Here is a 12,016-nt window from a genome sequence, read left to right as displayed (position 1 = left end):
ATGACACCCGCCGCTAGAATACAGGCGGCGATCGAGCTGCTCGATAGCATCATTGCGGCTGCACGCGCCAAGGGCGCGCCGGCGGACCGGATCATTGCCGACTATTTCCGCGCTCGCCGCTATGCCGGATCGAAGGATCGGCGCGCGGTGCGCGACCTCGTCTACCGCGCCGTGCGCCTGTGCGGGCCGGTGCCTGCGAGCGGGCGGGCGGCGATGCTGGCGGTCGTCGCGCAGGAGCCTGCGATTGCCGCGCTGTTCGATGGTTCGCCCCATGGCCCCGCGCCCCGCGCCGAGGGCGAGGAAGCGGCCAAGACCGGGCTTGCTCCCAAGTGGCTTGCCGCGGCCCTGCGCGCTTCAGGGCTCGACGGGCGAGCGATTGCCGCGCTGATGGACCGCGCCCCGCTCGACATCCGCGTCAATGCCCTGAAGGCCGACCGTGCGACGCTGGAACTGCCCGAAGCAGGCGAGCCGCTCGCGGCGCCACAGGCCTTGCGCTACCCCTCCGGCACCCCGGTCGAAAGCTGGGAGGCCTATGGCGAAGGGCTTGTCGAGGTGCAGGATCTCGGCAGCCAGCTCATCATCGAGGCCCTGCCGCTTCGCGAAGGCGACACCGTGGTCGATCTGTGCGCGGGCGGCGGCGGCAAGACGCTGGCGCTCGCCGCAAGGCTGGGCAACGCGGCGCGGATCATCGCCGCCGATACCGACAAGCGCCGTCTCGGCAATCTCGCGCCCCGCGCCGCACGCGCCGGGGCTGCGGTGGACGAAATCGTCCTGCTTGATCCCGGCCGCGAGATGGCCGCCCTCGCACCGATCGCGGGGAAGGCCGATCACGTGCTGGTCGATGCGCCCTGTTCGGGCAGCGGGACGTGGCGGCGCAGCCCGGAAGGGCGCTGGCGACTCGATCCGGCGGAGCTGGCGCGGCTTAACCACTTGCAGGACCGCGTGCTCGATATCGCGGCACAGCTGGTGCGGCCTAGCGGCACCATCGCCTTCGTCACCTGCTCGCTGCTCGATGCCGAAGGCGCAGACCGCATCACCGCCTTCCTCGCCCGTCACCCCGGCTGGCAGGTGGAGCCGATCGCCCTGATGCTCGGTGCATCCCACGGGCCGGGCTGGCGGCTTGAACCGCTCCGCGACGGGACGGATGGTTTTTTCATCGCGGCCTTGCGTTCACCATGATAGTTTCCGATGCTATGAGCCAGAATTCCGGTTCCCGGCCTCTAGCACTGAAGGAGCTTCTGATGCGTTTTGCAGCCCCTGCTGCCGCCCTCTCGCTGTGTTTGGCCATGTCGGCGAGCGTGCTCACCGCTGGCACGGGCCGCACGCCCGATCCGCGCGCGGCGAGCCTGATCGCGCAGGGACAGGCATCGCTTAAGGCGGGCGAGGCGCAGGCTGCGGTGGACGCTTTCGAGGCCGCGCTGGCGGTCGATCCGGCGCACACGCCGATCCTGATCGATCTGGCCGAGGCCGCGCGCCAGCAGGGCCTGCAGGGCAAGGCGATCCGCTACTACCGCGAGGCGCTGGAGCGCGATCCGGGCAACTTCGCCGCGATTTCGGGCGAGGGCGCGGCGCTGGTCGAAAAGGGCGCGCTGGAGAAGGCCAAGCGCAACCTTGCCAAGCTGCAATCGCTGTGCGGGGATTCGTGCCCCGAGACGGTCGCGTTGGAATCCACCATCGCGCGCGGCGTTCCGGCGCGGCTTGCGGCGGAAAGCAAGGGCAGCGCGGCGCCGGTCTCCAACTGAGTATTCAGATGAGGTGGCAGAACTCCGCCAGCACTTCCTCGTAAACCGCCCGCTTGAACGGGATGATCAGCTCGGGGAGGCGAGCGGGCTCGATCCAGCGCCATTCGTTGAATTCGGGCGGATGATGGGCTTCGAGGTCGATATCGGCGTCCTCGCCCAGAAAGCGCCCGAGGAACCAGTGCTGTTCCTGCCCGCGATATTTGCCCTTCCACACGCGGCCCTGCAATTCGGGCGGCAGATCATAGCGGATCGGGCGCGTGGTTCCGGCGATCACTTCGACCATATGCGCGGCAACGCCGACTTCCTCGTGGAGTTCGCGCAAGGCGGCTTCGCGCACATCCTCGCCCTTGTCGATCCCGCCCTGCGGCATCTGCCAGAAGCCGTGGGCTGACGGATCGATGCGCTGGCCGACAAAGACGAGCCCCTCGGCATTGACGAGCATAAAGCCCGCGCAGGGGCGATAGGGCAGGTGATCGAAGGTCATGCCGGATTGCCCAGCATGAAGCGCATGGCGGCGATGATGCGTTCGAGATCGCGTTGCGTGCTCGGCACCATTTGCCGCAGGTTGACGAAGGAGTGCGTCACCCCGCGCATTTCGAGGAAGACGCAGTCGCGCCCGGCATCGACCAGCGCGCGGGCATAGGCGCGGCCCGAATCGCGGATCGGATCTAGGCTGGCGGTGACGACGATGGTGGGCGGGGCGTTGTCGTGACGCCCAAGGATCGGGAAGCCGCGCGGGTCGCTGCGGTCGGCCGCGTAGGCCGCATCGAAGAAGGCCATGGTCTCGCCGGTGAGCACATAGCCTTCGGAAAACTGCGCCATCGAAGCCGAGCCATTGGCGTCTTCCACCAGCGGGAAGATCGGCACTTGCAGCACCACGGGGACTTCGGCCGGGGCGGCGGTGAGGAGCTGGCCCACCACCACCGTGGCATTGCCGCCAGCGCTGTCCCCGATGGTGATTATCCCGCTGGCGGTGCGGCCAAGTGCAGCGGGGCTGGAGGCGACCCAGCGCGTCGCCGCCTCGCAATCGAGGATCGCGGCGGGGAAGGGCCCTTCGGGCGCGCGGGCATAGTGGACCGCGACGAGCGGCAGATCGATCAGCGCGGCGATCTCGCTGCACAGTGCATGGTGCGTGTCGAGATCGCCGATCACGAAGCCGCCGCCGTGGTAGAAGACCACGACGGGCGTGGCCTCGTCGCGGGCTTCGCGCGCGTCATAGAGCCTGAGCGAGATGTCGCCGTTCCGGCCGGGGCAGGCCAGATCGCGGATCACCGGCAGGGCGCGCGCCGGGCGGTCGGCAATGCCATGCAGCTTCACATAGGATTCGCGCGCCTCTGCGAGTGTCATCTCGGCCATTTTCGGCCCCTTCACCTGCGCCATCATGTCGATGAAGGCCTTCATGTCAGGGCGGATGTAAGGGGTGTCAGTCATGGTCGCAGTCTCTCCTTGCGGGAGCGATAGGCGAGGCATGGGCGGATTTCCAAGCGGATTTGCGGTTCCCTTGGGCAAAGCTGCGCGCTAGCCTCGAAACATATGGACAATCTGACACATAGCCTTGTCGGCGCGGTGCTGGGGCAGGCGGGGCTGAAGCGCACCACGGGGCTCGCCATGTCCGCGCTCATCATCGGCGCGAACCTGCCCGATGTGGATGCGGCGTGCTTTTTCTGGCTCGAGGGCACCGAGCATCTCGCCTTCCGCCGCGGCATCACCCACGGCCCACCCGCGCTGGTGCTGCTGCCGCTGATCTTGGCGGGGCTGCTATGGGGCTGGGACCGCTGGCAGACGCGGCGCGGGACGCGGCCCGAGGCGAGGCTGCCGGTGCGGTTCGGCTGGCTCTATGCGATGGCCTTCATCGGCTGCCTCAGCCACCCGTTCTTCGACTGGCTCAACGTCTACGGCATCCGGTTGCTAGAGCCGTTCTCGTCGCAGTGGTTCTACGGCGACACGCTGTTCATCATCGACCCGTGGCTGTGGGCGGTGATGATTGCAGCGGTGTGGGTCTCGCGGCGGCGGGAGAAGGTTGGGGCGGAGTGGATGCGGCCTGCGCGGGTGGGGATTGCGGCGGTGCTAGCCTATATCGGGGTGAATGGGTGGATCACGACCCGCGCCGGACAAGATGCAGAGCCGATTGCCCAAGCCCATTCCTTTGCCGAACATGGGCGAACCGTCATTGCTAGTCCTGTGCCGCTGCAATTCTGGAAGCGTGAAATGATCACGACTTATGGCGATGGCAAGTGGTCGATCGGCTCGGTTTCGGTCGGAAACTGCAATGTCTGGAGAGCGATGGAAAGCGCACGCGGGAGCCCGCAAGCCGACGCCTTCCTGTTCTGGTCACGGGCTCCCTTTGCCGAGTGGGCGCCGGATGGTTCGGTGATCCTACGCGATGCTCGCTTTACTGATCCGCGCGTGTTGGACCGGTTTTCGGTTTCATTGCCGAGCGTGAAGTGCATTCCGCTCCATCAAATTCCGGGGATCGATTTACCGGAACCTGCCGCGCCCTAGGCGCATTACCTCCCCACACCCGTTCGGGCTGAGCTTGTCGAAGCCCTGCTTTTTACTTTCTCGCTCAGAGCCAGAAGAAGGACAGTCGTTGACCCTGCGGGTCAGCTTCGCTTCCGACAAGCTCAGGGCGAACGGAGGTTTGTCTTGAGTTCCCCCCAAATCGTATGGCTGCGGCGCGACCTGCGCTTGGCTGATAATCCCGCGCTTTATCACGCCGCCAAGGCTGGCCCTGTGGTGGCGGTCTATGTCCTCGACGACGAAAGCCCGAAGCACCACGCATATGGCGGGGCGTCGCGTTGGTGGCTGCATCATTCGCTGGCGAGCCTCGCCAAGCGCCTTGAGGCGAGGGGCAGTCGCCTGATCCTGCGGCGCGGGGAGGCGGTGGCGGAGCTGACCAAGCTGGCGCAGGAAACGGGCGCGGCGACCATCCACGCCAATTGCCATTACGAACCGTGGTGGCTGAACGCCGAGCGCAATCTGGCCAAGAGCCTCGACCTGCAACTCAACCACGGCAATTACCTGATGGTGCCGGGCAGCATCACCACCGGCACCGGCGGGCAGTACAAGATCTACACCCCCTTCAGCCGCGCCGTCCGCGCCGAATTGCCGCCGCGCGATGAACTCCCCGCGCCCGAGCGGCTGGACGCGCCCGCCAACTGGCCCCCCTCGGACGACCTTGCATCGTGGAACCTGCTCCCGACCAAACCCGACTGGTCGGGCGGCATGGCGGAGTTCTGGGAGGTCGGTGAAGACGCCGCCCACGCCCGCCTCGCGGCATGGGAGGCGGACGTCGATGCCTATGACGACAAGCGCAACCTGCCCAGTGTCGACAAGGTCTCGCGCCTCTCGCCGCATCTGCACTTCGGCGAAATCTCGCCGATCCAGATCTGGCACGCCCTGAAAGACCACACTTCCAAAGGCTGGGAAACCTTTGAGGGCGAGCTGATCTGGCGCGACTATTCGGCCAATGCGGTGCTGCAATTCCCGACATACGCGACGCAGAACTATCGCGAGGATTTCGACCGCTTTCCCTGGCGCGATCCTGCGACCGATCCCGCCGCCGCGCGCGATCTCAAGGCATGGCAAGAGGGCCGCACCGGCTACCCGATCGTCGATGCCGGGATGCGCCAGCTGTGGCAGACAGGCTGGATGCATAACCGCGTGCGGATGATCACCGCGAGCTTCCTCATCAAGCACCTGCTGATCGACTGGCGCGAGGGGGAGAAATGGTTCTGGGATACGCTCTGCGATGCCGACTACGCCTCCAACGCCACCAACTGGCAGTGGACGGCGGGGACGGGCGTCGATTCCAACATGTTCAGCCGGATCATGGCGCCGCTCTCGCAGTCGGAAAAGTTCGATGCGGCGCGTTATATCCGCACCTATGTGTCTGAACTCAAGGGCTTGGAGGAGCCATATGTCCACGACCCTGAAGAGTTCGGCCGCCGTCCTGCGGGCTATCCGCGCAAGATCGTTGCGCACCGTGCCGCCCGCGAACGCGCGCTGGCGGCATTGAAGACCCTGAAGGACAGTTGACGCCAAGGACAGGACAGGGGCTTGCCCGCGCCGCCCGCTCCCGCCTATGCCCTGCGGCAACAACACAAGACGGGAGAGAGCAATGAACGGGATCAGACACGCGGTTTCGGGGCTGGTGCTGGCAGGACTGCTGGCGGCCACCGGTGCCAGCGCAAAGGAGCAAGGCCCGGCCGCGCCCGAGGTGACGCTGACCCAGCCGCCGGCGCGCGACCAGTCCGACCTTCAGGTGCTGTTCTGGAGCGATGCCCAGCGCGCCGAACGTTTCCGCGCGATGGAGCAGTGGTTCGCCGGTCACGAAGTTCCCGCCGCCAAGGTCATCCGCGCGCTGCCCAAGGGTACGCCGCTGAGCCCCGCGCTTCAGGCCGAGATCACTGCGCTGATGCAGGCGACCAAGACCGCCGGTGTGATGGTGCTCGCCGATGGCAAGGTGGTGCACGAGGAATATGCCCTCGGCATGGGCCCGAAGGATCGCTGGACGAGCTTCTCGGTCGCCAAGAGCTTCACCTCGACCCTGCTCGGTGCGGCGGTAAAGGACGGGTTCATCGCCAGCCTCGATGATCCGGTGACGAAGTATATCCCGGGCCTTGCGGGCTCGGCCTACGAGGGCGTCACTGTGCGCCAGCTCGCCACCATGACGAGCGGCGTGAAGTGGAACGAGGATTACACCGATCCCAAGTCCGATGTGGCGCAGATGAACCGCTTCGTGGTCGAATATGGCGCCGATGCGATTGTCGCCCAGATGAAGGCGCTCCCGCGCGAGGCGGAACCGGGGGCGAAGTGGGTCTACAAGACCGGCGAGACCAACCTCATCGGCGTGCTGGTGGAAAATGCCGTGGGCAAGCCGCTGGCCGAATATGCCAAGGCCAAGATCGTCGATCCGGCGGGCTTTGAAAGCGGGCTGTTCTGGATGGTCGATCCGCGCGGCGGCAATATCGGCGGGTGCTGCCTGTCGATCACCCTGTCGGACTATGCACGGATGGGGCAATTCGCGCTCGAAGGCGGGAAGGGCGCGGTGCCGGAGGGCTGGTTTGCCGCAGCGACCGACAGCGCGGTGGACTTCGGCACAAGCGGCTTCGGTTATGGCTATCAGTGGTGGACCTACCCGCAGGGCACCTATGGCGCGCAGGGGATCTTCGGGCAGGCGATCACCCTGTTCCCCGACAAGCAGGTCGTGTTCGCCTATATCGGCAATTGGAAGACGGCGAGCGGCGGGCCGGAGCGGGGCCAGTTCCTCGATCTCAGCCGCAAGGTGGCAGCCGAAGCCAAGTGATGGGTCGGGGGCGCGTGAGCGCTCCCACTCAGATCACCTGACGATAGACCCCGACATTGCTGTAACGCTGCAGGATGTTGTCGTGCACGATCGGGCTCAGCAGCTCCGAGAAGGCGCAGCCGACGATGCAGTTGTCCCACCACACGACCTCGGCCTGAAGCGATTCGAGGCCGGGCAGGGTCAGCCAGCACAGCTGGCCTTCGTGCATGCGGTTGATCGAAGCGGCCGAGAAGCCCGAGATCGACAGATCGTGGACGACGCTCTGGAAGGCGCGTCCGCCCGATGCGCGAAGCGTGGCCGGAATGGTCAGGCGCGTGCGCGGGCTGCAGCGATCTTCCTGCGCAGCCAGGCGATAGGGATCGTGATCCAGGGGCATCGCTGTCTACCTCATCTCGCGAGCCGTCGCCGCCGGACGCAGCGCGGTCTTTGATGAGCCATGCCATCGCAAGCCTTAACAAATCGTTACCCTGTCAGCTTAACAAGCTTTTAGGGAATTGGAAAAGCAGGATAATTTTTTAGCTAACGCGCTCGCGGTGGAGGCTGTCGAAACCGTCCACCAGCAGCGTGACCAACCGGTTCGCCACGGTTTCGGGCGGCTTGACGGTGGAGGCATCCTCGCCCGGATAGGCGCGGGCGCGCATTTCGGTGCGGGTTGCGCCGGGATCGATGATCGCCACGCGAAGGGGCGACAGGCGCTCGACTTCGGCGGCATAGGTTTCGAGCAGGTTCTCGAATGCGGCCTTGGTCGAGGAATAGGCGCCCCAGTAAGGACGCGGCGCGGCGCCGACCGAGCTGGTGAGGCCGATGATGCGGCCTGCCTCGGCGCGGCGCAGCATCGGATCGAAGGCCGAAATCAGCGCATGGGTGGCGACCACATTGGTGAGCAGCGCCTGGTTGAACTGCTTGGGCTCGATCTGCGAGAGCGGGGTGAGCTCGGGCAGATAGGCGGCGGCCAGCACCATGATGTCGAGCGTCTGCCAGCGTCCGGAAATCGCGGTCGCAAGGCGGGTGACGGAGTCGGGCTCGGTCAGATCGAGCGGGGCGATGGTCGAGGTGCCGCCGGCGGCGTGGATCGCGTCCTCGACCTCTTCCAGCGCCTTCACCTTGCGCGCGACGAGGATCACATGCGCGCCCGCGGCGGCCAGTTCCTTCGCGGTCGCAGCGCCGATCCCGCGGCTCGCGCCGGTGACGAGCGCGGTGCGGCCGGCAAGCGGTTTCACATTATCGGTGGTCATGGATTACGCAGCCTTGGGGTCAGCGAAAGGGAGTTCGGCGCTCTTGGCTTCGGCGAGCGCCAGATCGGTCAGCGAGGTGGGGTAGTCGCCGGTGAAGCAGGCGTCGCAGAACTGCGGGCGCACGGCATCGCGGCTCTGGTGGCCGACCGCGCGATAGAGCCCGTCGATCGAGATGAAGGCGAGGCTGTCGGCCTTGATGAATTCGCGCATCGGCTCCAGCTCCATGCGTGCGGCGAGCAGCTTGGAACGTTCGGGCGTGTCGACCCCGTAGAAGCAGGAATGGGCGGTGGGCGGGCTGGCGACGCGGAAGTGGACTTCGGCCGCGCCCGCCTCGCGCATCATCTCGACGATCTTCAATGAGGTGGTGCCGCGCACGATCGAATCGTCGATCAGCACGATGCGCTTGCCTTCCACGAGGGCGCGGTTGGCATTGTGCTTGCGCTTGACGCTGGAGTGGCGCGCGCCGTCACCCGGCTGGATGAAGGTGCGGCCGACATAGTGCGAGCGGATGATGCCAAGCTCGAACGGGATGCCCGAGGCCTGCGCAAAGCCCAGCGCCGCCGGCACGCCGCTATCGGGCACGGGGACGACCAGATCGGCCTCGCACGGGGCTTCGATGGCGAGCTGCTCGCCGATCGCCTTGCGCGCCTGATAGACCGAGCGGCCTGCGAAGACGGAATCGGGGCGGCTGAAATAGACGTGTTCGAAGATGCAGGGGCGCGGCGGCGGGCTGCCGAAGGGGCGGACCGAGCGGATTTCGCCGGAGAAATCGACCAGCACCAGCTCGCCCGGCTCGACCTCGCGGATGACCTCTGCGCCAACCACGTCGAAGGCGACGGTTTCGGAGGCGAACAAGATCGATTCGCCCATGCGGCCCATAACCAGCGGACGGATGCCGAGCGGATCGCGGCAGGCGATCATGCCTTCAGGCGTCATCACGATCAGGGCATAGGCACCCTCGACCAGCCGCAGGGCGTCGACCAGCCGGTCGGCAATGGTGGGATAGCGCGAGGTGGCGACAAGGTGGATGATCACCTCGGTGTCCGAGGTCGACTGGAAGATCGAACCCTTGGCCACCAGATCGGCGCGCAGCATCATCGCATTGGAGATATTGCCGTTATGCGCCACGGCAAAGCCGCCACTGGCGAGATCGGCATAGAGCGGCTGGACATTGCGCAGCCCCGCGCCGCCGGTGGTGGAATAGCGCACATGGCCCGCCGCCATATGGCCAGGGAGTTCGGCAATGGCTCCGGAAGAGGAGAAGTTCTCCGCCACATGGCCAAGCCCGCGCCGGACATAGAATTCGCTGCCGTCGAAGCTGACGATCCCGGCTGCTTCCTGTCCGCGATGCTGGAGCGCATGGAGGCCCAAGGCGGTCGCCGCAGCGGCGTCGGCCGCGTTGATCGCGCCGAAAATCCCGCATTCCTCGCGAAGCTTGTCGCCATCCGCGTCGAGGAAAGGGTGGGTCACATTGATGGGTGTCATCGGCATCACCAGACCTGTCCGAAGCTTGGGCCTTGAGGGCGCCCGGCCCCAATGGCGATGTGACGGATCAATTACAAGGGAAAGCATGGGGCCAGCCCCCGCATTTTTGCTGACCGCGATGTGACATAGGCTGTGGGGGACATGACCCTTCCACGGGATTGCAGGAGGTTGGCGCGCATTCTACAGGCAGCGTTCACCATACAGGCAGCACGCACCCTCTCATGCTCTCTCCGTTCGAATGGATGATCGCCAAACGCTACCTCTGGCCGGGCAAGGGGGAGGCGTTCATTGCGCTGGTCGCGGGGATTTCCGTGGGCGTGGTGATGCTCTCGGTCGCGATGCTGGTGATCGTCATGAGCGTGATGAACGGCTTTCGTGCCGAGTTGCTCGACAAGATCGTCGGATTGAACGGCCATGCCATCGTCCAGGCCTATGGCGGGCGGCTGGAGAACTGGCAGAGCGTGCTCGCCAATGTCGAGCGCACGCCGGGCGTTGTCGAGGCCAGCCCGCTGATCGAACAGCCGCTGCTCACCAGCTTTGACGGCCGGGTGGAAGCCGTGTTCGTGCGCGGGCAGACCGACAAGGACATCGCCACCCTTGGCGAGAAGGTGGTTGTTGGCGACATCCGGAGCTTGCAGGATGGATCGGGCCGCATCGCAATCGGGATGCGGCTCGCCCAGAACCTCGGCATCCGCGTGGGCGACACCATCACCATCATCAACCCGCAAGGGCGCACCACGCCCTTCGGCACCTCGATCCGCCAGATCGGCTACGAGGTGGGGGCGATCTTCGAAGTCGGCATCTATGATTATGACGAGAAGTTCGTGGTGTTGCCGATCAAGGACGCGCAGACCTTGCTGCTGATGGGCGACAAGATCGGGATGATCGAAGTCACCGTCGAGGACCCTGACCGGGTGGGCGAAATCCTCGCTCCGGTGGCGGAAAAGCTCGAAGGCAAGGCGGTGGTGTCCGACTGGAAGACCATCAATTCGGCCCTGTTCGAAGCCTTGCAGGTCGAGCGGGTGGCGATGTTCTTTGCCTTGTCCTTCATGGTCTTGGTGGCGGCTTTCAATATTCTGTCGAGCCTCGTGATGCTGGTGCGCGCCAAGACCCGCGACATCGCGATCATGCGCACCATGGGGGCAACGCGTCGCAGCCTCACCAAGATCTTCGTCACCACCGGCACCACGGTGGGCGCGATCGGCACGGCGGCCGGATTGCTGCTCGGCTTCATCGTGCTGTTCTTCCGCGAGCCGATTGTCGATTTCATCGCCTTTGCCACGGGACAGGAAATCTGGGACCCGCAGGTGCGCTTCCTCACCACGCTGCCCTCGCGCACCGATCCGTGGGAAATCCTCGGCATCGTCACCCTCGCGCTGGTGCTGAGCTTCCTCGCGACGCTCTATCCCGCGCTCAAGGCTGCGAACACCGATCCGGTACAGGTGCTGCGTTATGAATAGCGGCCAGCCGATTGTCTCGTTGAAGGGGCTGAAGCGCGCCTTCGAACAGGGCGGGCAGCGCATCGAGGTGCTGCGCGGGGTCGATCTCGACATCATGCCGGGCGAGATCGTCGCGCTGCTCGGGCCCTCGGGCTCGGGCAAGTCAACCATGCTGCAAGCGATCGGCCTGCTCGAGGGCGGGTTCGAAGGGTCGATCGCCATCGCCGGCGCGCAGGCCGAACACCTCTCCGCCGACGAGCGCACCGCGCTGCGGCGCGAGCATCTGGGCTTTGTCTACCAGTTCCACCACCTGCTGCCCGATTTCGATGCGCGCGAGAATGTGGTGATGCCGCAGATGATCCGCGGCGTCCCGCGCGGCGAGGCCGAGCTGCGCGCGGACAGCCTGCTTGCCAGCCTCGGCCTGGGCGAGCGTCTGACCCACCGGCCGAACCAGCTTTCGGGCGGGGAGCAGCAGCGCGTCGCGGTGGCGCGTGCGCTTGCCAACAAGCCGACGCTGGTGCTGGCCGACGAGCCGACCGGCAATCTTGACGAGCACACTTCCGACGCTGTGCTCGCCCAGTTCCTCGCGCTGGTGCGGGGCGAGGGCAGCGCGGCGCTGGTTGCGACCCATAATGAACGCCTCGCCGCGCGGATGGACCGCGTGGTGCGTCTCAGGGATGGGGTGCTGGTCCAAAGCGGCGCCTGATAGGTGATTCCTGCCCTGTCAGCATGGCTGGAGTGCCCGGTTTTGAACGATGGGCCGTTGATCGGCTGCCGATCTCGTGCAAACCATCGGCAAGGCAAGGG

General features: G+C 65.9%; 12 protein-coding genes. 7 read left to right on the top strand and 5 right to left on the bottom strand.

Annotated features, from left to right (window positions below; all coding sequences use genetic code 11):
* Both RSE14_RS03595 and RSE14_RS03590 read left to right on the top strand, forming a co-directional pair.
* On the top strand, window positions 1–1,179 hold the full coding sequence (locus tag RSE14_RS03595; protein ID WP_324075874.1) for an RsmB/NOP family class I SAM-dependent RNA methyltransferase: 1,179 nt from the start codon (window positions 1–3) through the stop codon (window positions 1,177–1,179).
* Window positions 1,180–1,241: 62 nt separating this feature from the next.
* A complete protein-coding gene (locus RSE14_RS03590) occupies window positions 1,242–1,742 on the top strand; it encodes a tetratricopeptide repeat protein (protein ID WP_324075873.1) in 501 nt (166 codons plus the stop codon).
* A 4-nt stretch (window positions 1,743–1,746) separates the two neighbouring features.
* Here RSE14_RS03590 and RSE14_RS03585 read toward each other — a convergent pair whose 3' ends face one another.
* Window positions 1,747–2,226 (bottom strand): RNA pyrophosphohydrolase, encoded by a 480-nt coding sequence (locus RSE14_RS03585; protein ID WP_324075872.1) that lies wholly within the window; start codon window positions 2,224–2,226, stop codon window positions 1,747–1,749.
* Window positions 2,223–3,173, bottom strand: coding sequence for an alpha/beta hydrolase (locus RSE14_RS03580; protein WP_324075871.1), 951 nt, complete (start codon window positions 3,171–3,173; stop codon window positions 2,223–2,225). Before RSE14_RS03580 ends, RSE14_RS03585 begins: the two co-directional genes overlap by 4 nt.
* Before the next feature lie 102 nt (window positions 3,174–3,275).
* On the opposite strand from RSE14_RS03580, the gene RSE14_RS03575 reads away from it, so the two are divergent.
* The 3 genes from RSE14_RS03575 (at window position 3,276) to RSE14_RS03565 (ending at window position 7,050) form a co-directional block, all read left to right on the top strand.
* The gene (locus RSE14_RS03575; protein ID WP_324075870.1) at window positions 3,276–4,244 is read left to right on the top strand and encodes a metal-dependent hydrolase; all 969 of its coding nucleotides are present in this window, start codon (window positions 3,276–3,278) and stop codon (window positions 4,242–4,244) included.
* 144 nt (window positions 4,245–4,388) lie between these two features.
* Window positions 4,389–5,780, top strand: a complete 1,392-nt coding sequence (locus RSE14_RS03570) for a cryptochrome/photolyase family protein (protein WP_324075869.1) — start codon at window positions 4,389–4,391, stop codon at window positions 5,778–5,780.
* An 82-nt stretch (window positions 5,781–5,862) separates the two neighbouring features.
* Complete coding sequence (locus RSE14_RS03565) at window positions 5,863–7,050, top strand: serine hydrolase domain-containing protein (protein WP_324075868.1); 1,188 nt, start codon at window positions 5,863–5,865, stop codon at window positions 7,048–7,050.
* Window positions 7,051–7,078: 28 nt separating this feature from the next.
* Here RSE14_RS03565 and RSE14_RS03560 read toward each other — a convergent pair whose 3' ends face one another.
* The 3 genes from RSE14_RS03560 to purF form a co-directional block, all read right to left on the bottom strand.
* Window positions 7,079–7,426: a PilZ domain-containing protein gene (locus tag RSE14_RS03560; protein ID WP_324075867.1), complete on the bottom strand. Its 348-nt coding sequence runs from the start codon at window positions 7,424–7,426 to the stop codon at window positions 7,079–7,081.
* A gap of 139 nt (window positions 7,427–7,565) precedes the next feature.
* Window positions 7,566–8,285 (bottom strand): SDR family NAD(P)-dependent oxidoreductase, encoded by a 720-nt coding sequence (locus tag RSE14_RS03555; protein WP_324075866.1) that lies wholly within the window; start codon window positions 8,283–8,285, stop codon window positions 7,566–7,568.
* Between the two features lie 3 nt (window positions 8,286–8,288).
* A complete protein-coding gene (gene purF, locus RSE14_RS03550; RefSeq protein WP_324075865.1) occupies window positions 8,289–9,776 on the bottom strand; it encodes an amidophosphoribosyltransferase in 1,488 nt (495 codons plus the stop codon).
* A 215-nt stretch (window positions 9,777–9,991) separates the two neighbouring features.
* Here purF and RSE14_RS03545 point away from each other — a divergent pair, with 215 nt between their 5' ends.
* The gene (locus tag RSE14_RS03545) at window positions 9,992–11,230 is read left to right on the top strand and encodes a lipoprotein-releasing ABC transporter permease subunit (protein ID WP_324075864.1); all 1,239 of its coding nucleotides are present in this window, start codon (window positions 9,992–9,994) and stop codon (window positions 11,228–11,230) included.
* The gene (locus RSE14_RS03540; protein ID WP_324075863.1) at window positions 11,223–11,915 is read left to right on the top strand and encodes an ABC transporter ATP-binding protein; all 693 of its coding nucleotides are present in this window, start codon (window positions 11,223–11,225) and stop codon (window positions 11,913–11,915) included. Before RSE14_RS03545 ends, RSE14_RS03540 begins: the two co-directional genes overlap by 8 nt.
* Window positions 11,916–12,016 lie beyond the last annotated feature (101 nt).

The organism is Erythrobacter sp., from assembly GCF_035194505.1.
GTDB lineage: Bacteria > Pseudomonadota > Alphaproteobacteria > Sphingomonadales > Sphingomonadaceae > Erythrobacter.
Note: the sequence above shows the minus strand (reverse complement) of the source record. Positions and strands in the feature narration are given on the sequence as shown.